This window comes from Streptococcus minor DSM 17118, assembly GCF_000377005.1.
GTDB lineage: Bacteria > Bacillota > Bacilli > Lactobacillales > Streptococcaceae > Streptococcus > Streptococcus minor.
On sequence record NZ_AQYB01000033.1, the window covers coordinates 718260 to 741266 of the forward strand.

23 protein-coding genes are annotated in these 23007 nt (G+C 40.2%); 3 read left to right on the forward strand and 20 right to left on the reverse strand.

The genetic code is table 11. The features are described 5' to 3' along the window. Window positions 1-184 precede the first annotated feature (184 nt). The gene (locus F602_RS0109880) at window positions 185-787 is read left to right on the forward strand and encodes a hypothetical protein (protein WP_026183409.1); all 603 of its coding nucleotides are present in this window, start codon (window positions 185-187) and stop codon (window positions 785-787) included. Between the two features lie 43 nt (window positions 788-830). Here F602_RS0109880 and F602_RS0109885 read toward each other — a convergent pair whose 3' ends face one another. Continuing rightward, window positions 831-1895, reverse strand: coding sequence for an MmcQ/YjbR family DNA-binding protein (locus F602_RS0109885; RefSeq protein ID WP_018167823.1), 1065 nt, complete (start codon window positions 1893-1895; stop codon window positions 831-833). Between the two features lie 113 nt (window positions 1896-2008). On the opposite strand from F602_RS0109885, the gene F602_RS0109890 reads away from it, so the two are divergent. Then, complete coding sequence (locus tag F602_RS0109890; RefSeq protein WP_018167824.1) at window positions 2009-2398, forward strand: hypothetical protein; 390 nt, start codon at window positions 2009-2011, stop codon at window positions 2396-2398. A 97-nt stretch (window positions 2399-2495) separates the two neighbouring features. Beyond that, on the forward strand, window positions 2496-3353 hold the full coding sequence (locus F602_RS0109895) for a metallophosphoesterase (protein WP_018167825.1): 858 nt from the start codon (window positions 2496-2498) through the stop codon (window positions 3351-3353). A 447-nt stretch (window positions 3354-3800) separates the two neighbouring features. Here F602_RS0109895 and F602_RS0109900 read toward each other — a convergent pair whose 3' ends face one another. From F602_RS0109900 to F602_RS0109990, 19 genes are all read right to left on the reverse strand, one after another. Beyond that, window positions 3801-5375 (reverse strand): hypothetical protein, encoded by a 1575-nt coding sequence (locus tag F602_RS0109900; RefSeq protein ID WP_018167826.1) that lies wholly within the window; start codon window positions 5373-5375, stop codon window positions 3801-3803. Window positions 5376-5442: 67 nt separating this feature from the next. Then, window positions 5443-6675 carry a DNA cytosine methyltransferase gene (locus tag F602_RS0109905; RefSeq protein WP_018167827.1) on the reverse strand — a complete coding sequence of 411 codons (1233 nt, stop codon included), beginning with the start codon at window positions 6673-6675 and terminating at the stop codon, window positions 5443-5445. Window positions 6676-6734: 59 nt separating this feature from the next. Then, complete coding sequence (locus F602_RS0109910) at window positions 6735-9056, reverse strand: ATP-binding protein (RefSeq protein WP_018167828.1); 2322 nt, start codon at window positions 9054-9056, stop codon at window positions 6735-6737. 8 nt (window positions 9057-9064) lie between these two features. Continuing rightward, complete coding sequence (locus F602_RS0109915) at window positions 9065-10318, reverse strand: DNA methyltransferase (RefSeq protein WP_018167829.1); 1254 nt, start codon at window positions 10316-10318, stop codon at window positions 9065-9067. A gap of 92 nt (window positions 10319-10410) precedes the next feature. Beyond that, window positions 10411-10575 (reverse strand): hypothetical protein, encoded by a 165-nt coding sequence (locus F602_RS11010; RefSeq protein ID WP_018167830.1) that lies wholly within the window; start codon window positions 10573-10575, stop codon window positions 10411-10413. Between the two features lie 114 nt (window positions 10576-10689). After that, window positions 10690-13338, reverse strand: coding sequence for a valine--tRNA ligase (locus tag F602_RS0109925; RefSeq protein ID WP_018167831.1), 2649 nt, complete (start codon window positions 13336-13338; stop codon window positions 10690-10692). Between the two features lies 1 nt (window position 13339). Next, on the reverse strand, window positions 13340-14317 hold the full coding sequence (locus F602_RS10510; protein ID WP_018167832.1) for a hypothetical protein: 978 nt from the start codon (window positions 14315-14317) through the stop codon (window positions 13340-13342). 96 nt (window positions 14318-14413) lie between these two features. Next, entirely contained in the window at window positions 14414-15172 is a 759-nt protein-coding gene (locus F602_RS0109935; protein ID WP_018167833.1) for a DUF4336 domain-containing protein, read from the reverse strand. Beyond that, on the reverse strand, window positions 15169-15750 hold the full coding sequence (locus F602_RS0109940) for a GNAT family N-acetyltransferase (protein WP_018167834.1): 582 nt from the start codon (window positions 15748-15750) through the stop codon (window positions 15169-15171). The genes F602_RS0109935 and F602_RS0109940 overlap by 4 nt, the downstream gene beginning before the upstream one ends. After that, window positions 15743-16474 (reverse strand): hypothetical protein, encoded by a 732-nt coding sequence (locus F602_RS11130; protein WP_018167835.1) that lies wholly within the window; start codon window positions 16472-16474, stop codon window positions 15743-15745. Before F602_RS11130 ends, F602_RS0109940 begins: the two co-directional genes overlap by 8 nt. 261 nt (window positions 16475-16735) lie before the next feature. Continuing rightward, window positions 16736-17065 carry a helix-hairpin-helix domain-containing protein gene (locus F602_RS0109950; protein WP_018167836.1) on the reverse strand — a complete coding sequence of 110 codons (330 nt, stop codon included), beginning with the start codon at window positions 17063-17065 and terminating at the stop codon, window positions 16736-16738. A 21-nt stretch (window positions 17066-17086) separates the two neighbouring features. After that, window positions 17087-17710, reverse strand: a complete 624-nt coding sequence (locus F602_RS0109955) for a hypothetical protein (RefSeq protein ID WP_018167837.1) — start codon at window positions 17708-17710, stop codon at window positions 17087-17089. 24 nt (window positions 17711-17734) lie between these two features. Next, on the reverse strand, window positions 17735-17989 hold the full coding sequence (locus F602_RS0109960) for a DUF1912 family protein (protein WP_018167838.1): 255 nt from the start codon (window positions 17987-17989) through the stop codon (window positions 17735-17737). After that, on the reverse strand, window positions 17986-19323 hold the full coding sequence (locus F602_RS0109965; protein ID WP_018167839.1) for a DUF438 domain-containing protein: 1338 nt from the start codon (window positions 19321-19323) through the stop codon (window positions 17986-17988). The genes F602_RS0109960 and F602_RS0109965 overlap by 4 nt, the downstream gene beginning before the upstream one ends. 1 nt (window position 19324) lies before the next feature. Beyond that, entirely contained in the window at window positions 19325-19552 is a 228-nt protein-coding gene (locus F602_RS0109970; protein ID WP_018167840.1) for a DUF1858 domain-containing protein, read from the reverse strand. A gap of 108 nt (window positions 19553-19660) precedes the next feature. After that, complete coding sequence (locus F602_RS0109975) at window positions 19661-20659, reverse strand: galactose-1-epimerase (RefSeq protein WP_026183411.1); 999 nt, start codon at window positions 20657-20659, stop codon at window positions 19661-19663. A 211-nt stretch (window positions 20660-20870) separates the two neighbouring features. Next, complete coding sequence (locus F602_RS0109980; protein ID WP_018167842.1) at window positions 20871-21275, reverse strand: PTS sugar transporter subunit IIA; 405 nt, start codon at window positions 21273-21275, stop codon at window positions 20871-20873. Window position 21276: 1 nt separating this feature from the next. Beyond that, entirely contained in the window at window positions 21277-22095 is an 819-nt protein-coding gene (locus F602_RS0109985; protein WP_018167843.1) for a PTS system mannose/fructose/sorbose family transporter subunit IID, read from the reverse strand. Then, window positions 22082-22996 carry a PTS mannose/fructose/sorbose/N-acetylgalactosamine transporter subunit IIC gene (locus F602_RS0109990; protein ID WP_026183412.1) on the reverse strand — a complete coding sequence of 305 codons (915 nt, stop codon included), beginning with the start codon at window positions 22994-22996 and terminating at the stop codon, window positions 22082-22084. Before F602_RS0109990 ends, F602_RS0109985 begins: the two co-directional genes overlap by 14 nt. Window positions 22997-23007: the final 11 nt, after the last annotated feature.

The window sequence follows — 23007 nt, forward strand, 5'->3', positions numbered from 1 at the left end:
TTGAGAAAAGTAAAAAGACTAAATAAGCCTGACACCGTTTTAAAGAAGGAAAGAAAATGTCTATTCAAGAAACTCTTAAATATTACAAAAATATTACAAATATTACGTTATTCCTTGTTTTTTGTCATAAAAGTAGATATAATATAGTTGAAAAATAACCATTCATTTCAGAAGGAGTAATGGTATGAGATCAATAATTTTTAAAAAAAGTTTGACTGCTTTATGCCTTGTCCTTTCTCTTGTGTTGCTCGCTTCTTGTAGCCAAAAAAAGACAAAACCCTCGACTTCAACGAGTCACATACACCAGAAACAATCTGCTACTACTGAGGTGACGACAAGCACTACTCCTACCACTGAAATGCCTACTATCCCAAGCACAAGTCAACCTACTCCAGCCTCTATTATCCCTGCTGAAGCAATCGGCACTTGGGAAGGAGCGAGTCAGTTAGCCCCCGAAGTGAGGGTGACCATTTCAGCAGATGGTCAAATAAACACCTATAGTCACTTCGTCTATGGAGGCGAAGGTGGCATCGATGACGTACAAGAATATACTGCAACCATTACGGAACTCAAAAATATTGCCCCAAATACGTATATCATCATGAATCACACAGGACAAGTTCATGCGCTCCTGCCAGGTATCACCAATATTGGAGGGACTTTTGTTATGCTGGCAGGCTTCAAAATTGAAAATGGTCAATATAGACCAATCGCAGTCATCGGTCCAACTGTTGAGGAGATCGATTACCAAAATTATCATGACTTTGGTTTTGCATTGTCAAAATAAAAAACAAACCTTCTGAAAGCATCAGAAGGTTCTTTTGGACTTATCATCCCAACATTGCCTCCTTAACCACAGCTATCAGCTCCTTGGTCATCCGCCTTGGTCCACGAACAGCACGGACCCCCAATTCTTTCATTTTCTCCCTAGACAAGATATCATCAGAAAACTGGGCGATCAACTCTACTTTCATCAGTTTTTTGACAGGAGATTCGTTTGGATAGATGGTGTTCTCAATCTCCGATTCTAAGCAACGACAGACATAGCGAATGGCTTGTACAGGTGCCGTTATATACATGGCTACTAAGTCTCCTTTTTGGATTTTACCCTTTTGTGTCCAGTAAACTATCTTGGTCTGCGCAAACTCGCTGTCAATATCATAGACCTTGGGATTGGCAGGGATGACCCAGAAATCTGGTCCCTCTCCATTAGCCAGCGGATTGGGATTGGCTAGTTGACGGCTCTTTGTTATCAATTCCCAGACTTCCTCATCAGTCAGGCGCTCATCCAACACCAGAGAAATCCAGCTTTTCTTGGACATGTGGTAGCTTGGATAGATGCTCGGCAGACTGAGTAAATCCTGCATATCTCCTGGCCGAACCTTGAGATTGACCACTTCCACTTGCTCCTCTGCCCTATCTCCTATGACTCCCAACTTTCCCAGCTTCAGCGGAAAAATCAAGGCATACCACTTACCTCCGATACGATAGGACGCATAGTCTGGATGCTTTTCAAAGGGATGGTCCATAGGGTCACCCCACTCATTATGGATTCGCCTTGCTAGACGGTTGGTCTGTTCTTTGGCAAAAGGCAGAGCCTCAAAGCAGGTCACAGCCAGACGATTAAGAACAGCAAGATAAGCCTCTCTGACCTGCCCTACAAAAGGTCCAATCGCAGAAGGAACCTGAACAGCTGTGTACTCCTCTTCCAAATCTTTATCAAATACCAGGGAAGTCAACCGACCAGCCTCATCAATCTGGACATGCACCTCAAAATCCCCATCCAAAATCCCTTCTTTGTAGAAATAACTCTCACCTGAAAAAACAAAACCAGCAGCCTCCAGCTTATCAAACTGAACTACTTTTTTCTGAAATATAGCTTGGTCTAGCGACATAGCCTCTCCTTTCTCAGACTCTTGTTCTTATTGTACCATAATCTCTCTTCTATTTTGACAGGTAGGAAAGTGCTTGCTATAATAGTAATCTAAAAATATTTAAGGAGTATTTTATGAAAATTAGCATCACTCGAAATACAGGTTGGATTGGTTTTGCAGTCCGTTTAAAAGTCTTTATCAATGGAGTTGAAATGGTAAGAATGGCCAATTCTGCAACCCAATTCTTGGATATCCCACTTCAAGAAGGCGATACAGCCATTCTGACCGTAAAGTCAATCCGTTCTAGCAATATCCAGATTCAAGAGGGGGACCAAGTACTGATTGAGACCAATCCAGCCTACATGGTCTGCCTTTCTATCGCCATGGCCCTATTGATTATCAGTATGTTCTTGCGTTATAGCTCAAATATGGCTTCCATCATCCTATCGTTTGCTGCCTCTGGCCTTTTTATCTCAGCACTTTTCATGCAACAATTCACACTCAGTAAAATCAACCGCCCATAAGAATAGCCCTTGAACTTGACCCGCTTTGTCATGCTCCAATCCGTGAAAAACAGTCTTTTAGACTGTTTTTTTGTGGTCAATTCGGTATAATAGGGTCATGAAAAAATTGGCTATCATGAGTGACCTGCATATCGACAGCAATCAATTTGGGCAGGATGAAATCGAGACACTTATCCACACTCTAAAGGAGCAAGATGTCGTTCACCTGCATCTTGCTGGTGACATTTCCAACCACCATGTGAAAGAGACTCTGCCCTTTTTGGATCAACTCCGACAACACTTGGATGTCAGCTACAATTTGGGCAACCATGATATGCTGGGAATGGATGAAGCAGCTATTCAAGCGGAGAATTTTCAACTCCTAAATATTGGACAGCGCCAGCTCCTAGCCTTTCATGGCTGGTATGATTATTCTTTTTCGAACGAAGCATATGATCGGATTCTAAGGCGAAAAAACCTCTGGTTTGACCGCCGTTTGAACCGAAGAAAAAGCGACCAAGAAATCGTGGAGAGAGAACTGGAAGTCCTGGAAAGCCAGCTGCAGACCTTGGACAGGGACCGGCTGATCCTGGCCATGCACTTTGTCCCCCACCGCCGCTTTACCATGTGGCATGAGAAGTTTGCCCCTTTCAACGCCTTTCTGGGCAGTCAGGCCTTTCATGAGCTCTTTGTACGCTATCAAGTGCCTGATGTGGTCTTTGGTCACGCTCATCGCTCCTATGGCACAGTGGAGATTGATGGAGTCCGCTACCACTCTAGACCCCTTGGCTACACGCGTGAATGGAATCTGACCATCGACTTTGTCAATCAGCATCCCCACCTCAACCCCAGCCAGACCTGGAACCTCTCGAAGCGCTACAACCTAATCAAAAACAATCCCCTCTACCAAGTCCACAAAAAAGAGAAGTTCAAAAACGAACTCCTCAGATCCATGACATTGTTTGAGGTGGGGTAGAACTATTTACCGCGAAAAATCAAACTTGGGAGAATGGGTAGAACTTGCTAACCATACTCTTCTACTTATCTTATTCGAGAATGGAGCAGTTTCGAGTTGAAATTTGAAGTCAACTGCTTCGGCTAATTGTGTTCATAGGAATATTGTGATTTACACAATACGAAAGGAAACAATATCACCTCTTGCTTACTGGTGTTTAGTTACTTTTTCATGTATCTGCTCATAAGTATATTCACCACTTACCTGCTTATCAGCCAACTATTCTATATAAACATATGTATTCAACCCAACTATTTTTTGGAAACCAAAACCTCGTCTCCCAAAGCTCTTGCTTGACTTCGGAGGAGAGATTTAGAGAGTAGATATTGTGTTTTGGTTGCATACAGGCTCTCTTAGGGATATTTGATCCCATATAAGGTACTGATAGAATTTGAAAAAAATTGTACGTTATTTATTTGAGCCATCCCTTTGTCTTACTACCCAACCAATCGCATCTGCAGGGGGATTGTCAATATCAATCCAAATAAACTCTATACCGATTTCTCCGTTTTTAAATTTTGTCAATCGAATACCATTTATTCCCAAGGATTCCAGTTTTTTACCTGTTAAGACTTCCCGTTCAGCTAACTGGAAAACGCCCCTCAGCAGCCATTCTCCAAGAATATCTTGCTTATCAACAGACTGAATCGCTTTGCCAGCTTCTTGGTTAATGTAGGCTTCTATTGCATCTCCCGATGAGAGAAAGCGAAGTGTAAAGGTTCGCTCTTCTTTGGGCAAAGCAAGTTTCTTACCTGATTCATCGAAAGTTCCGATATTTTTGCCAAAAAAGTCTGGTCTGTCTTTATGAAACTTTTTAGAATCAGGCAAAGGAATATATACCTCGCTAACTGGACGATAGACCAACTTTTCAATCTTGTCAGAGAATTTATCAATTCCTGATTGACGAGCAAAGTCCATCAAGGCTGTCCTAATTGTCTTCATTTCAGCCTTCTCTTCTTTGCTTGACCACTTTTTCAACAAAACTTCTTCCAAAGAATACGTCACAAATGCCAGTTCTTCGGAGGATAGCTGATCAGCAAACTCCTCTTGAATTTTCTGAATACGAGATAATCTATCTTTTTTAGCTAATTTGGCACCACCATTGAAGGCGTTGAATCCTGAATTTTCTTCAACTTGACCATTCCTATCTGTCATAACCCAAGAAACTGTATCAATAATTTGATCTTCAATTTCCTCACTCTTTAAGGTATGCAAATTTTCAAAAATATAGAAAGGATCCTCAACATAATCAACATCCCATGTATCAACCACGATTTCCTTGTTGTGAAAGGTCATGTGCAGTTGGCTATCTGCGGCAGTATATTTATAGGTGTGCTGACCATCTGTAAATCGGAAATTTGTTGGATTATTTTTCCCAGTCGGACCTAGTATCTCCAATTTATCCAAATCAATGGGTAAATAACTTATCTCCCCAACAAATATTTGAGGTTTCTGACCTTTTGATGTTGGCATAAGCACATGATATACCGATTCAACAGATAGCGCATCCGAATTAAATCCTTTAATTTGAGCTTTTGAGGACTCTATCCGTTGGTTTCTTAACATTGAAATTTCACGTGCTAAAAATTCGTAGCGTTCTCGATTATCCTCTCCAATTGAATCATAAAATTGAATTTCAGATAAAATCTCATTCCACTCTTGTGAGTTCTTCTTAAATTGTGCAACTTTTTGATCTCCTGAATTAAAACCAAAAGATTTCAGACCAATCAGATACTTATGATTTTCATCAACTCTCAATGAAGCATCATATGAAGTATTGGCAATATCTTCTGCTACTGCACCGAAAGCTCTCTGAAAGACTGTTTCTTGAAATTTTGAGTTGACAATTGGTGCAACATAGTTTTGTACTTCTTCTGCTTCTCCAGCTTCTGATTTTTGCGAAAATGCTTCACTAAGACTGGCAAAATTAGTGATAAGGGCCTTATATTTTTCTTTTTGTTCAGATTTTAACTTTTCCCACATACTTTGCACCTCATTTCCTTAATATATAGTATAACAAAAGAAGACTAGTTTTTCACTAGCCCTCAATTTAATTATTCGTAACAGCAATACTGTAAAATTCTAAATTTCCACCTTTTTTGACCAGGCGTAAATACTCATAGTCTGATAAGATACCTAAACCATCATTGTAGCTGTCTATCTTGTCAATCGCTTCTTCATAAGTTGATACAAAATCCTTTACATAGGATTGACCTTCAAACTGTCCATTCATCTTTGTATAGATAATTGCGACGTCTCCAGTTCGTTCTAACTGTGACTTTCCAGATGAGGTTTTCAAGGCCTCGGCAATCTTATTAGCAATACGATTGATAACTGGCACAACAACACTATTTCCAGCCTGTTTATACAGTTGTCCATTGGACACTCCATCAGGAATTTTAAAACTCTTTGGATAGCCCTGAACATTAAAGGTTTCTTTAGGCGTCAATTTACGAATTTCTCCAGTATCTGTCAAGATAAGAGGGACGTTATGCCCACCTGTTCCCATATTAGCCGTCAAGGTTGGAACAACACCGTTTTTATTTTCCCTGACATACTGACGACGCCACTGGTAAACCGTATCTTGACTGGTTACAGCGTGTTTTAACTCATCGAAGAAAGGCTGTTTTCCTGCACGGTAATAGTAGTTCTCCTCAGGTTTTGCCCCAAAATCAATGACATCTTGGAGACCCATCGTGAGTTTGACTTCCTCTGGAAACTCAAAGTTGTCATAGGCTTCCTTGTTATCGAAGCCGACGATATAAATCCGCTCACGGTTTTGCGGGATATTTCCGTAATCCTTACCGTTCAGAACCTTCCACTTAATAAAGTAGTTGTTCTCGGTCAATGCTTCACGGATAACTTTGAAAGTATTTCCATGGTCGTGAGAAACCATGTTCTTCACGTTTTCTACAAAAATGGCCTTGGGTTTCTTGGCTTCAATCATGCGAAGCAACTCAAAGAAAAGGTCGCCACGGTCATCTTCAAAGCCCTTGCGGTAGCCTGCGATACTAAAGGCCTGACAAGGAAAGCCTCCGACAATCACATCGACTGTTTCCGAAGGAATTTCCTCTGGCAATACGGCGTGAATATCACGCCCGTCCAGATAGGTATCTGGGTAATTCAACTGATAAGTCTGTCTGGCATACTTATCAAATTCGTTGGCATACACCACTCTGAACTCGTTGGTCTGCTCAAAGCCCAACTCAATTCCACCAACACCTGAAAAGAATGCTGCAATGGCAAACTTCCCCTGCTGGCGCGAACTTACAGAATTTGTCATGTAAGCACCTGCTTTCTAGAAAAATACTAATGCTTCTATTCATCTGATCTGGATGAATATTATTTACAATGTGTTATATACAAGATACCAATTAAGAATTTAATTTCCTTTGCCTTTGCCAATGCTTCTGTTTTAGTAATAATTCTGGGTCCACCATGAGTCGATAAATTTAGAAAAGCCAAAAATGCTTCTTTTTCAACCTGAGATTGCAAGGAAGTTAATAAAGTACCAAGGGTTCTTTTATCATCAGCATCTAATGAACTACTGTCAATAATAGACTCGCTTTTCTCAATAACCTTGGAATAATTTTTCAAAAGGCTCTCATCTTTTGCAATACCTAAGTTAGATAAAATATCCCTTACAACAATTTCTACAAGAGCCCTATAAGATACGACTGGTATGGTATTATAGTTTTCATCCTGAAAGACACTGTTAAGCTCATCTATAAAATGAATTATATCTGGATTATAATTAGGTTTGACATTTATTGGTGATTTTATAAATTTATCATTTTCTTTAGAAGCACTTGGAATCTCATAAGCCTTCTGTATTACTCTAAATATAAAATCTGACTGATGTACTAGATTTGTTTTCTTATCAGTAATCTTAATAATAATTTTTTGTTCCCCTGAACGACCAAAGTTGACCTTACCTTCACTACTATTGAAGTGGATTGTATTATTTCCCTCAGTATCTAGTTCAAATTTTATACCCTTATCTTCCTCATTAAAACTATTCCAAACTTTAAATAATTCATCTAAACTATAATCACACCCCATTTCAACAGTATTTTGGACACACTGTATCTTTGGTGGTTGCACAGTTTTTAAATTCAAAATAGTCTTCTCCACAGAATTTGGGCTATCTTTTATAATTTCCCAGTTTCCTTCTTGTTGATAAAACTCTTCAACTGTAGTTCCATCAACTTTAAATTGAGTTGCAGAATGAATTAATTCACTAAAACCTTCTATTTGCTCATCTAATGTTCCAAAGTCTAACCACGCTTCTATGGAATCCATTAACTTCACTTCTTTTTCTTTTGGCAATATCTCTAATGAAATATAGTCATCAAACAACCACATTTCTACTATTTTTTTATCACTGTTTAATCTAGGTGTTAAAAATTGTTTTAATTTAAAATCAGGCTTTACATACTCTAAAAAATTATTATCCCTTAAAAACTCGTCTAACATTTCTTCATCAATGCTTCTAGTATTAAATGCATCAATATCTCTCAGTTCTTTTTTTAAAGAACTTCCTATAGATTGGATCTTCAAATTTATGTTTTCGATAAACTGTAGAATTTCATCAGTTAAGATATTTTGTGAAAATTGAGTACGGTCTGAATTAAACTCTAATTCGCTATCATCAGATTTTATAGAAATAAAGCCTATTAATTGTTTAAAAACATCTGAATATTTCTTTACCGTCATTATTTCAGTATTAAATATTGTATAGTTATTAAAAATATTTTGATTAACAAATAATAACGGTGTCAATTCATTAGTATTTATATTATAAAATAAAGAATTTATCTTCTCTTTCCCTCTCGATTTTAGACTATATGACATCAAATCAATAGAAAGAGTATATCTTTCTGATGAAAAAGGAATTTTTTCTGTAAATAACAATTTATCTTCTTTATAAAAGTCTAAATCTTCTTTATCTGAATTATATTTAATACGAAATAATTGTTGTGATGAATTCTGAGTCGCTAAATCCATGCTCTTATCAGTTTCAAATTTCTCATTATCAATAACTATTTGTATAGAAAATGATTTATCTATAGTGATATCTACACTATCATTTCTTGATCGATCTTTAATAAAAGAGTTTAATATTTTAAGCCGATTCATCTCAACACTAAAATAATTTTTTAGCGATTCTATATTATATTCATCAATTTGAATAACTATTGTTGTACCAGAAAAATTATCATCTTGAACCTCACGGATATCAATAGTTTTATCAGTCAGATTGTACTCCTGGATTAAAGAATCAAATTCTACAGAAAATTCACTTATACCACCATTTTTATATGTTTTCCATGTAACATTTCTACCGAACTTAAAAACGGATAAAAATCCCAAACCTTTTGATCCTTGTAAAAGTCGTCCTTCATACCCAGAATCAATTCCATACTTTTTCTCGCTACTAGAAATATGAAATAGTTTCTTTATATCTTCAGTATCCATCCCTATTCCATCATCAATTAATGTTAAGGTACTATTGTCAGTATCTAAAATAATTTTAACTTCTGTTGCTTTTGCATCATATGAATTTTTTATCAATTCATTTAGAGCAATAATATTATTTGGGATTTTCTCGGATAACTCACTAAGTATATTACCTGATACTGTTATTGGTACTTTTGGATTCATAACTAATCTTAACCTTTCTTAAAAATCATAATATATTCGATATTCATAGATTCTACCGAACTATTGTCAACTCTCGAAACTTTTCGAGGCATTCTTTTTTGAGGGATATTCCTTGTAAATGATGCTTCTAGCTTTAATCCGTTTTTCTCTAGATATTCTTCAGTGATAGCCGAAAGAGGTACAACTTGATTATCCACACGTCGATTCCCTAAAGTCAATACTAGATACTTTTCTTTTCTTAATATCCTTACTAACTCATTTAATACTTCAAAATAATCTGAAATAAAATTTTTTACCTTCTTATGCTTATCAGTACTTATCATGGACAAATAATTTTCAAGAATTTTTGAATCAATTTTTATCCGATTTCTCTTAGAATTGCCACCAAGACTATTAGTGTCAATACTAGAATAATTCTCTATCAAATTATCATCGAAATTCCCTAAATCTTTTCGATCAATCCAATAAATAGGAAGCATAGAATATTGACCGTAGGTGACAGTAGTTGAATTATCCCCATATGGTGGTGAAGTACAAATTAAATCAACAGTACATTCATCAAACATTGAAAGAACTTCTTCAGATTTTCCTATAACAATATTTAATTTTTTCGCTTTAGAATATTCTGGTAAATACTGAAAATGTGTTTCTATGTTATAGAAAAAATCTTCTTCTATATTATTTACCATAGATTCAATATCTTCTTGGGTTTTAACATGTAATTTGAATGTCGAACTTCTAGTATTACTATATTTTTTTAATACATTAATTAGACAAACCCAATAGTATTGTCTAATATATTTATATTTTTCTTGTTTAATTGCCACCCTAATTTTACTAAAAGTATGAATAAAATCCTCACGATACCACTTTTCAATATTATTGAAAGAATGAACTTCAAACTTAAAATTGTTGTCTTGCACTAACTTTTTAAGTCTCTTATTTGCTGATTTTATATATTTTTTATTAACACCTTGTAATTTTACAGTTGTTATAAGATTAGCTAGGGGGTTTATATCTATTCCAATTGGTTCTAGACCATTTTTCTCACCCTCAACCAGTGTCACACCTGACCCATGGAAAGGATCCAAAATATTTTCAATGCTGCTATCTTCAAGTTTAATCAATCTAATCAACTCATTTTGCATATCTGGCACCATAGTTGCGGGATACGCACTGATTTTATGAATACCAGTTGAAAAGGTCTTTGAAAAATCCCAATAATCCAATTCTTTCTTTTCTATCCAATCAACTAACGCCATGGCTAAACCCCTATCATAATAAAGAATCTACTCATTTCCATTATACCACAAAACCCAGCCTTTTAGACTGGGTAATATCGTTATTTATTAGGCTATTTTTTCAAAGCATTGATAATACTTTTTGTCACCTTTTTCCCCAAACCTTGATTTTTAGGATGTGTTCTTAAATAAGAATGTACAGCTTTCCCAGTATCTGAGCGTGTATATCCATTAGTATTAACAATTTTCTTATTTAAAATCTTTTTTAAAAGCCCCATAATTTCTCCTTTTATTCTAAATTGAAGTTCACTTGAAAATTTTAATGGTCAACAAACTGCTATTTTTTCTCAGCTTTAACAATCAATATTCAAATATTTATGCAATTTGAACTATTACCCCACCAACTTCTTCATCTCTTCAATCCGTCCTACTGTCGCATCGTATTTTGCTTGGTAGTCGGCTTGTTTGTCTTTTTCTTTTTGGACGATTTCTGGTTTGGCGTTGGCGACGAAGCGTTCGTTGCTGAGTTTTTTGCCGACCATGTCCAGTTCTTTTTGCCACTTGGCCAGTTCTTTGTTGAGGCGTTCCAGTTCTTCCTCGACATTGAGCAGATCAGCCAGGGGCAGGAAGATTTCAGCACCTGTGATGACGGCTGACATGGCCAATTCTGGTGCAGTCAGATCGCTTGCGATCTCCAATTTTTCAGGATTGGTGAAGCGTCGGATGTAGTTGACATTGCCCTTGAAGAAGGCTTCCAACTCGCTATCCGCCGTCTTAATCAAGATGGTAATTGGCTTAGAAGGGGCAACATTCACTTCGCTTCTAGCATTTCTCACCGCACGGATCAGGTCCTTGAGGCTTTCCACTCCCTTGTGGGCTTCCGCATTTTCAAAGGCAGGGTTGACCACAGGATAAGTAGCTGTCACGATGGTACCATCAGAGATTTGACCGAAGATTTCCTCCGTCACAAATGGCATAATCGGGTGAAGAAGGCGGAGAATCTGGTCCAGGGTATAGAGGAGAACCGAGCGGGTGATGACTTTCTCAGCCTCATTGTCGCTGTACAGCACCTCCTTGGTCAGCTCCACATACCAGTCCGCAAACTCATCCCAGATGAAATTGTAGAGGATATGACCCGCCACACCGAACTCAAACTTGTCAAAGTTCTCCGTCACTTTGGCGATGGTCTCATTGAGATTGTGAAGAATCCAGCTATCCGTCACATTACCAGCTTCACCGCTAGCTACTTTCTCTACATTTGCGGTCGCATCGGCCAGCGTCAAGCCCTCGTTATTCATGAGGATATAGCGGGAAATGTTCCAGATTTTGTTAATGAAGTTCCATGACGCGTCCATCTTTTCATATGAGAAACGGACATCCTGTCCTGGAGCAGAGCCGTTGGACAAGAACCAACGCAGAGCATCTGCACCATATTTCTCAATGACATCCATTGGGTCAATCCCGTTGCCAAGAGACTTGGACATCTTACGACCATCCTCAGCCCGGATCAAGCCATGCATCAGGACGTTCTTAAATGGCTGGCGACCTGTAAATTCCAGCGATTGGAAAATCATGCGGGACACCCAAAAGAAGATGATGTCGTAGCCAGTTACCAAGGTTGAGGTTGGGAAGTAGCGTTTAAAGTCTGCTGCTTCTGTGTCAGGCCAGCCCATGGTTGAGAAAGGCCAAAGAGCAGAGCTAAACCAAGTATCTAAAACATCCTCATCCTGCACCCAGCCATCGCCTGCTGGCGCTTCTTCGCCGACGTAGATGTCCCCTGCTTCATTGTACCAAGCTGGGATTTGGTGACCCCACCAGAGCTGACGGGAAATCACCCAGTCGTGGACATTTTCCATCCATTGGAGGAAAGTATCATTGAAGCGAGGTGGGTAGAATTCCACCTTGTCATCTGTCGCTTGGTTGGCAATAGCATTCTTTGCCAGTTCATCCATCTTAACGAACCACTGAGTGGACAAGCGAGGTTCAACCATGACACCTGTCCGCTCTGAATGCCCTACAGAGTGGACACGGTTTTCAATTTCAACTAGTTGGCCCAATTCTTCCAATTTGGCAACAGTTGCCTTACGGGCTTCAAAACGGTCCATCCCGGCAAATTCACCAGCTAGCTCGTTCATAGTGCCGTCATCGTTCATAACATTGACTTGTGGTAAATTGTGACGCTGTCCGACCTTAAAGTCGTTGGGGTCATGGGCAGGAGTAATTTTCACGACACCTGTACCAAATTCTGGGTCGGCATGCTCATCCGCCACGATTGGGATGGGTTTGTTAACGATGGGCAGGATGACATTTTTGCCAATCAAGTCCTTGTAGCGAGGGTCTTCTGGGTTAACCGCCACCGCCACGTCACCGAACATGGTTTCAGGACGAGTGGTCGCAACTTGAAGACCACGTGAGCCGTCTTCCAGCATATAGGTCATGCGGTAGAAGGCACCTTCAACATCCTTGTGGATAACTTCAATATCAGAAAGGGCTGTGCGGGCCGCTGGGTCCCAGTTGATGATAAATTCACCGCGGTAGATCCAGCCTTTTTTGTAGAGTTCCACAAAGACCTTGCGAACGGCTTTTGACAAACCTTCATCCAGTGTAAAACGGTCCCGCTGATAGTCTAGGGATAAGCCCAGCTTGCCCCACTGCTCACGAATGGTGGCCGCATACTCGTCTTTCCATTCCCAAACTTTCTCCAGGAATTTTTCCCGCCCCAGGTCATAACGGGTCACGCCCTGCTCCCGCAAGCGCTCCTCCACCTTGGCCTGAGTGGCAATCCCTGCGTGGTCCATGCCCGGTAGCCAGAGGGTGTCAAAGCCCTGCATGCGCTTCTGGCGGATAATGATGTCCTGAAGCGTCGTGTCCCAGGCATGCCCCAGGTGCAATTTCCCTGTCACATTGGGCGGCGGAATCACGATGGAATAGGGTTTAGCCTCTGCATCGCCCGACGGCTTGAAAACATCTTGGTCCAACCAAGTCTGATAACGCCCAGCCTCAACCTCGGCTGGATTGTATTTTGGTGATAATTCTTTCATTTTAGGTTCTCCTTTTTTCTTTTATTTTCTCTGTAAGCTTAGCTTTTTTGATATTTAATTTTTTCAAATCTTCTTCATTAATTTCATAATCAAGTCGATGTAACTTGTTCTGTAGATAATTTATCTCGTTATATAGTTCATTTGTTTGTTTTATTATTTCTGGATTTTCAAAATCAATAAGTTTTAACTTACTAACATATTCTTTCTCATATTTTTGTTTTGCTAATGCATAAAGGCCACTCAGAACCAGAATTGTAATAATTAAAAAAATCAATCGTTCATCCCATGGAAAACTATCTGAAAGAATATAGTTCAACTTTACTATGACATAGAGAAGTGGTAAGGCATAGGCTATTATTGCCCATAATAGACGTTTTGGGAGATTAATATTTGCTTCAATTGTCCATGTATCTTCAATGAAATCTTGCAGGGATAAAAAAACAATGGCAGCCCAGTCACAAGATATTAGTATAGAAAATGCAAAAGATTCACTCTTGAAAGTACTTGTAAAAAAAGTAATTAGTAAAAATATTATCGAGAAAAATCGGATAAAACTATAGAAAAGAGATGGAATTTTATTACTCACTTCCTGTTTTGTTCTTTCCCAGTCATATTTTAAAAGTAACTCTAAGTATCTCTCAAGTTTAAATATCTTTTCAGTTGTAAAATCAAAATCATATATTAAATCCCATATATGACCATCTTTCATATAGTATTCGCTAGAGAACTTAAAATTAGGTTCAAATCCATAAGGATTTAATTGGGTTTTCAATTTATTTATCGCCAAAGTTTGTTTATCTTTATCTTCACTCAGCAAACAAACAATAATCTTTTTAACGTCCTTCCGCCACTCTGATCTCTCTTTTGTGATATAATCCAACTGATTTCTCTTGCTTGACTGCATAAAAACAAAAGCAGCACTGACAATTGTTCCAATACCAAAAGCAGATAATAATTTAACAATTTCCTCAATCGCCATTTCTTTCCTCTCAAGTTATTTTTGATTCAACTGTTCGATTTTTTTGAACAGTTCAACTAGTACAAATTTTGTATGAGTTGATAATACTAACTTTGCTCATTTCTCCTCCCCCACCCACCTAAAGGCTCTGTTCAGATCTTCCTGTCCATTTTCCAGAAAACACTGGCCATGGGCTAGGATAATTTTTTCTGGTTTCCAGTTTTTCAAGATTTCAAAGCTGGCTTTGGCTTCGCTTTTATGACCTAAGAAGGTCAGGCGCAAATCTCTGGGCGTTTTGCCATTGGGATAGGCATTGTCGCCTAGCTTGTAGAGCAGGCGCTGGTGGGGCTTCATCTGATGGGTTTCAATATTTTCAATCATATCGGTCAAAATCAAGGTTTTGCTGGCCTTGTGGAAAAAGACAGCTTCCTGCATAAAGCGGCTCCCCTTGAAGAGATCTTGGTCTAATTCCGCTGACCAATCAGGAGGCGCCTGGTCTGTCAATTCCTGCCCTTGTGGCAAAGGCATTTTCTGGGTACGGGCTCGTTGGTTAACTCCTGGAGCCAGCCAGACTTGAGCCAGCGGATAGAGGTCCTTCCATGCTTGAAGATAGGCATAGTGAAGCTTATTGGGCCCAATCAGATAGGCCACCTCTCCCAGCTGGTCAAGGCTGTCTAACAAGGCCTGATTTGGCTCAATGGGCGAATGGCACCAGAGTTTGCCATTTGCCAGCCTGACGACGGTCATTCTAGTGGAAAAAGGCACCTTGGCTAAACCAAAAGGCATCTCAATAGCAGGGCCATCCACGATCCAGATATTCTCAGCAATGGGTTTGAGCTGGTAGAGGGGTTCGTAAAGTTTGATTGGGATGGTCATTGCTTTTCTTTCTCCCACTCACTCTTCAGCAATCCATACCGTAAATCATCACAGCGTTTGCCTTGAACATCTTGGCGGTCACGGATAGTGGCTTCGAGGGTAAAGCCCAGTTTCTCTGCCACACGTCGACTCTGTTTGTTGTAGTCATAGCAGCCGATTTCAATTTTATGGAGTTGGAGCAGGTCAAAGCCGATGTTGATCAGAGCACGCGCAGCTTCTGTCACAATCCCTTGCCCCCAATAATCTGGATGGAGAAGGTAGCCCATCTCCAGCACACCATCCGCATGGCGGTTGTTAAAATCAATGGAGCCAATCACCTTATCTTGCCCCTTGAGGGTTATACCATAGCCCGCTGGAATCTTCTTCTCAGCTAGATTTTTGGGATAAATATCACGCAGATAGGTTATCTCATCTTCCAAGGTCTCAACAGGCGGAAAACCTGCTGGATAGCTGACTTCTGCTAACTTGGCATAGGCAAATATATCTTCCGCATCAGCAAGTGTTCGCTGCCGCAAGATTAGGCGTTCTGTCTCGATTTGCGGCAAGGCTTTCTCGTTACATGTTTCCCCATTATTCATGGCACGCTCCTTCATTTTTCAAGAGTGAAAAGATAGACTGGTAATCCTTCATACTGCTAAAGGTTTGGTAATAAAGACGACGAGTATCGAGCTCTAGTTCAATAGGTGCATGATTCAACTCTCTAACTACCTGTTTCAAGTCTCTAGCCTGCTCCGCTGAAAAACCATCTCGATTGTAATAGGCCAAGGTAATGTGAGGTGTAAAAGGATAAGGCAGTTTTTTCACATCATCTACTAATGTGTACAGTTCCATCAGCCTATCATAATCTGCCCTACTTGCCGGTATCAAGCCCAATACCAAACTGGTATCTACCATATTGAAGAGAAAATGACTGCGCATCCGAATAACCATTGGTGTCAGAGGAGTTTTTACCAACTTTTCTTCTAGTCGCTTACGGTTCACAATCAGCTCATCGAGAAGCTGGGGCAACTGACTGCCACTTGATAAATCATGTAGCGTCATGTGAAAACTAGAGGTAGGCAGTTTTTCCGCAAAGCAAGTTGGGGCGGTGCGATATAAAGTATCCACCACTTCAGCCAAATAAGCCTTTACGCCATCATCCAAGTCAAAGACAACCGTATCCCCATAAAAGTTAGAAAAAGTATTGTCTGCCTTAACCTTAGCTTTGATAGAAGGATTCGGCAAGAATTCCTGTTCTGGTATGGAAAGTTCTGCCTGTTCAAACTGGCTCACTCTCTCTAAAAATGCTGCATAGGTTTCCATCACACACCTCCTCTCTTCCTCCATCAAAATAAATATCCCTGCCTAGACAAGCTAGACAGGGACGAATTTCTAATGATATCCGCGGTACCACCCAATTTCGGGTATGATACCCGCAACTTTACTTATTCCATTGAACCATCAGCAACCAATTTTGACATGTGTGCGGATTTCTCAATAACGCCGCTTCCTGTAACACATGGACTTCAAAACACCTCTGAATGTACTTATTTTAACAGATTTCCCAGACTTAGGCAAACCAAATCATTTTTTAAATGCAATACCCTTTTCTTTCAACTGCTTGATGGTCGCAGGACCAATACCTTTAAGGGCTAAAAGTTCTTTTTCAGTCCACTTGGCAAAATCTTTTGCAGATTTGATGCCTTCTGCATAAAAAGTTTCTAGGCGACTGACTGCCAGACCTTCCAACTCTTTGACAAACTTGTCAAAATTCTGAGTCGCAGTACTGACTTCCTTTTTCACTTCTTCCGTCTTGTCTGAAATAACCTTTACTACATCAACAGCCGTTTTCACAAGACCTTGACGCTTCAAACCTAGAATATACTCTTTTTTACGATTTCTTTTTTTTGCCATTATATTTTCTCACTTTACATTTTATTTTGTTGCTGTCCAAGTCCCTTCGATGTAGGGCAAAACTTGGTTCAATGTTTCTTTATCACCTTCCAGCGATACCAAATACACCTTGTCATTCTTTTCTGTCTTAAAGAACCATGCACAGAGGATTTTCCCGTCAGATTTTACAGTGCCATAAACTTGATAGGCTTCTCTTCCTGCAACCTCAGACATTGACGCTGTCAAATTTTCATATATATTAGATGATTCCATGCCATAGTAATAAGAAGCTGCTGCATTTTTTACAGCCAGTTGATCTATTTTTTCAACAGCTAAATCTTCCTTTGTGTAAGAATACAAAGTGACAATGTTGTATCCCTCTCTCGTATATTGATAGGTATCACTGCCATCAAGATCAGTAAAAGGAAGCCAATTATCGGGTACATACAGGTATCCATAGCCTTCTTTGCCAATTTGCTGCATGCCTTTCAAATCCAACTGAACATCCGAAAGGATGGTTGAACTAGCAGATTCGGTCGTTGACTGATGGGTCATCTCAGTAGTCCTTGTGTCATTTGCCTGCTTCTTTTTACCCGAACCACAAGCTGTTAACAAACCAAAGATTGCACATAAACTAAGCAGACTGATTATCGTTTTCTTCTTCATCTTTTACTCCTTTGTAAAGACAAACTAATAACGTCTCTCACCAAACAAGCCATCTGGTAAATCATGAAAACTTTTACCAGCCTTGTAATTGGCAAATTTCCCTTGGATGAACTGATAGGCATCCAACTTGCTTTCATACCGGATATAGGCATCTGCTGCCCGCTCATCCCTGTCTTCTTCCAGAACTCGGCGGCTCTCATGCATCGCCATTTCATTCACCATAATCTGGTTCTGAATCCATTCCTCAAAATCTCTTAAAAATTCCTGTTCGTAGGTCACTCGTTTTCCTCTCCAATCTCTCTGTAAAAATCTGTATCAATCGCCCGATAAGGTGCAATATCCTGAACATACTCTAGCACACCCTGAAACTCGCCAGCCTCGTTGCGCACCGCTGCATAAGTCACATGGACAAACTGACCACGACTTTCTGACTTGAACCACATGACAAACTGATCCTTTTTGCCACTGCGTAAGGCCTCAAAAATCTTCTTGACCTTAAACAACAGTTTGGGCGGATGGCAAAGTTCGACATGTCGTCCCACCTGACTAGGCGTCCGCTTGAAAATCATCTCCTCTGCTGGTACCGCATCATTGTAATATTGAAATATATCTTCCTTGTTAACAAAGGTAATCTCCATAGGCAAATGATTAAGAATGAGATTGGCCTCTTCCACCGATAAATACCCATTACCAAAAGGCTGGACTGTCGTTCTATCCACCTGTTGGGTTGACTCTTTGGGGGTAAATTGGATTGTAAAGCGTCCCTGCGGAGTATCAATAATCTGCTGGGTGCTCATTTCCAAGTTATGATCCAACTCCTCCTCTACTGCTGGTACAAAGTTTTCCCGTTGGGGTTGCCATGTTTCAGTTGGACGGATAATAGCATAGCCATAAACATCGCTTTCCTTTGCAATTTTAATCCAATCATCTTGGGTGAAGGCCTCCAGCAAAATCATAAGCAGAATTGACTCTTCCTTAAAAATCATACTCTCAAATTCCTGAGAAAAAGCTTCAAAATCTGCTTTAGCTTGCCCAATATCTGTTTGAGGCAAATTGGCTACAGAAGTCTTTGCTTCCTGGAAAAGGTCTCGAATCTGATCATCCACTCCCCACATGACCTTTGGAGGCGCATCATGCCCATAGGCCTCCATGATAGGGAAGAATAGCTCTTCTTTGCGCTGGTAATGATGGTTAAATTGTCCAAGCAAGTCCATCTGACGCTGAAGCCCCTTACTAATCTCCAATCGACTTTGCTCGTCTTCATTATCTGCATAGGAGTCCAACAGACGTCCTACCCGTATCAAGGCAGCTCGCAGAGCCAAATTTTCATCTTTAAAAATCCGTACAGGATGACCAGGATGCTCCGTTTCTGCCACTTCTACGCCAACCACTGCATTTTTAAAAAGATTGGCATGCACATTACACAGCTCCATGACATCCTCAAAAGTGATGCCCGTATCCGAGTTCATGAGTTCATGCTCCATTAGTGAAATCTCAATAGCCGAGACTCCCGAGAAAGTAGCATTAAAGCGTTCCTGAACTGATTCTGGACTAGCCCCATGGTGCAAATCCAGTAAAATATCCCGTAAAATATGGATTCTCTCCTCAGACATCTTAGTCCCCCTTGATTTCGTAACCATTCCAAATCAGATTTTGCTTGATTTTAGCCATATCAATCCCTTTCATCTTGGCCCCCTGTTTGATAGAAACTGCACGGCCAAGGGTCTGGCGCATGAGAGGATTTGCCAGTGGTGTAAAACCTAATTCCACCAGCAAGTCCAGCACCTCTGGATGTTGTTCTACCACTTCTGCTACTGGTATGGATAGGTCAATTATATTCATTCATATTCCCCATTTTATTTGATATTCTGCCCGTATTATACCATATTTTTAAGTCTTTTTCCTACAAAAAAGGGGCCAGCCATAGCCGAACCCCTGTCAGGAGAGTCTTTAAAAAATAAATTGATAAGAAAATTGACTATCAAATGATTGACCTTTTTCTAACAAGATAGACCCAAAATTTTCCAAATTGCAGGCATTTGGAAAGCCTTGGCATTCCAAAGAGAAGACACTATGACGATCTGTCATAGCAGTTGGTCCATGGTTGTAAGTATAAATGACCACTGCTGGTTGATTGCTCCGCATGATAAGGCGCACCTTCTGATCAGGACTGATGACCTCCACAGGAATATCTACCTGAGATAAGACCCAAGGATGATCATATCCACCGACAACCTTGTTTTGGGGATGCTGGTTGTTCAATCCTTGTTGGATAGGTGCAAAGTCTCGAAAATCAAAGGGAGTTCCCTCTACTGGCCAAAACTCACCCAAAGGCATATTGTCTTCACCCAGAGGTACAAACTGGTCTGCCACAATCTTCAATTGATGCTCTCCCACACTTTGTTGAAAATCACCAGACAAATTAAAGTACACATGATTGGTTGGATTGAAAATGGTATCCGATTCTGAGTGAGCCTGATAGTGAATCTTCAATTCATTATCTTCTGTCAATTCATAGGTCGCAGTGACTGTGACCGGACCGGGAAAACCATTGTAACCATCCGGTAAAACCAAATTAAAGATGACCTGATTCTCCTTCTCCACCAAATTCACTTGCCAGTATTGTACATTAGAAGCCTCAACACCGCTATGCAAGGTCCGTCCAGGTTCATTTTCTGTAAAATGAACGGTCTTTCTCTTGATAAGAGTCGCAGCTCCTGAAATTCGTCCTGCAACTGGAGCCACCGTAGAGCCAACATAGGCATCCTTGTTCAAGTAGTCTTCATCCGAATTCGCAGCCAAACTGACATTGCGAAGTTGACCATCAACAGGAAGTAAGATTTCTACAATCCTAGCTCCAAAATTGGTCAGAGTCACCTGCATTCCATTTTCATTGGTCAATCGATAAAGTTGGGCCTGACTGGTCCCAAATGGGCTACTGTCAATCATCACCATAAATCTTTCGTCCTCTCATATTTCTTGATAAAAGCTTAAAACCCAAAGAGGACTAGGAGCACAGTCCTAGTCTCTCTCAGGATACTTACAGTATATCACAGTACTATCTAAAACTGGCTTTAAACAGGGGATATTTTTAATTTAAACTCAAGTACTGTTTACACTTTTTAGTCTAAAACCAGTTTTATCTAGCTACTTTAATACATTATTCATCATCTTCATCATCATCTGAAGCTAGCATAGCATTGATATCTCGAATATTGCTAGCACCAAATTCGACATAATCTACTGCTTCACCGATTAACTCGCCGTTCAAAAAGCCAATAACCATCGGCATGTTCATGCCAGCATACAGTTGAATCGGATTGCCTTCCAAGATGAGACGTGAAACAACATTACAAGGGGTACCACCAAGTAAATCAGCAAATACCACATAGTCTTCCAGACTGGAGACAGTCTCTTCAAATTTCTTTAGAAAATCCTCTGGTCCCTCTTCTGGTAAAAGTGTCACTGTATGAATATCAGCCTGTGGTCCCATAATCATTTCAGTTGATTTTTTTAATTCTTCACTGAAAAGACCATGACTGACTAGAATTAAACTTTTTCCCATATTAAGACATACCTAAAACGAAGTGACCAAGGGCAGACAAAGCAAGCGCAAGTGTAATAATGATAAGGATTGCTTTTGTAGAATTCATACCCTTACGACCCAACAACCAGAAGACAAAGCCTGTGAAGATAGCAGGTACCAAGCGTGGGAAGATGGTGTTTAGGATATCTTGGATATCAATAGCCTTTTCACCAATTGTTGGTGCCCAAGTAACTTCAAAGTTGATCATGGTTGCGATCAAAGCCCCCATCATAAAGACCCCAAGAACAGAAGCTGCATCAACGATGGCCTGCATAGTGTCTCGCATGGTGGTAACAAGTTTCACACCTTCTTTATAAGCAAATTCCAACTGTTTCCAACGGAAGATATCATAGGCTACAGCCACCGCAACCCAGAGGAAGATTCCCCAAGGCATGCCTTCAACAGCCATTGAAGCTGCAATCGTACCCATAATAGCTGGTACAAGAGATCCAAAGATAGTATCTCCAAGTGGAGCAAATGGTCCCATCAAACCAGTCTTGATACCGTTAACCGCATCCGCAGATGCAACGCCTTCTTTTTCTTCCAAGGCCAAGTCAAAACCGGTGATAATCGTATGGAAGAATGGTGAAGTATTGAAAAACTGCGTATGCAATTTCATCATCTTCTTGAGCTCAGGAGTACCATCTCCGTACATTTTACGGAGCTGTGGCAAAATCATGTAGAGGTAACCAGAAGCCTGCATACGCTCATAGTTCCAACCCAACTGGTAGGTAAACATGCTCCGTTTATTAATTTGATTAAAATCTTCTTTTGTTAGTTTGTATTTAGAATTCGTCATCTTCAATCTCCCCGCTTTCTACGTTAGATACTGGCGCAGCCACTACTGTTCGACGAGCGTTTTGATAATGGAGCACAGCTAGCAAGATACCAATGATAGAAATACCAATCATGGACAAGCCTTTGAAATTGTTAGTGAAGGAAAGCGTTGCTTCAGGAATCAATTCATTAACTGCTGGCACGATACTTGCAACAGCCCCACCCAAAGCAGAGATATTTCCATATAGAACTGTTAGCATAGCTGTCAAACCAAAGCCTGCTGCTAAGTAGTGAAGATTGCGTTTTACTGGAAGGTAGTGAAGCAAGATCGCAAAACCAAGACCTGGAAGCATACGAGCTGCCAATGTCAAGCCTGCTGCAATCCAAGCAAAGTTTGGTTCTTCCAAGGCTGCAACCAAGGTTTCAACTAGGCTACCACCAAATGCAAGAGCTAGGAAAACTGGTAGGGCACGAGAGAGACCCCATGGAAGCGCACCTAGAAGGTAGTTACGCTCAATTCCTTTATAGTCAAAGCGCTCAATCGCTGCATCCACGCGGTGAGCAAAGAAGGTTGTTGTGAAACGACCAAGAATATCAGTATAGACAAGAAGTCCAGCTACTGGTACCGCAATAGTAGAAATCGCAATTTCTGGATCAATATTTTGTGCCACCGAAAAAGCTGTTGCCAAAACCGCACCAGAAGTCGCATCGATACGAGAAGCACCACCGAAGGTACCCACACCAAGAACCACGAGCTGTAAGCTACCACCAATGAGAAGACCTGTTTTCACATCTCCCATAACCAAACCTGCTACGAAACCAGCGAATACTGGTGAACCAGCAGATGAAACAATCGTCAACTCATCACAGATTTGATAGAATGAGTACAACGTCAGTAAAAGTATTTGCCACCATTGCATAATAGTGAACCTCC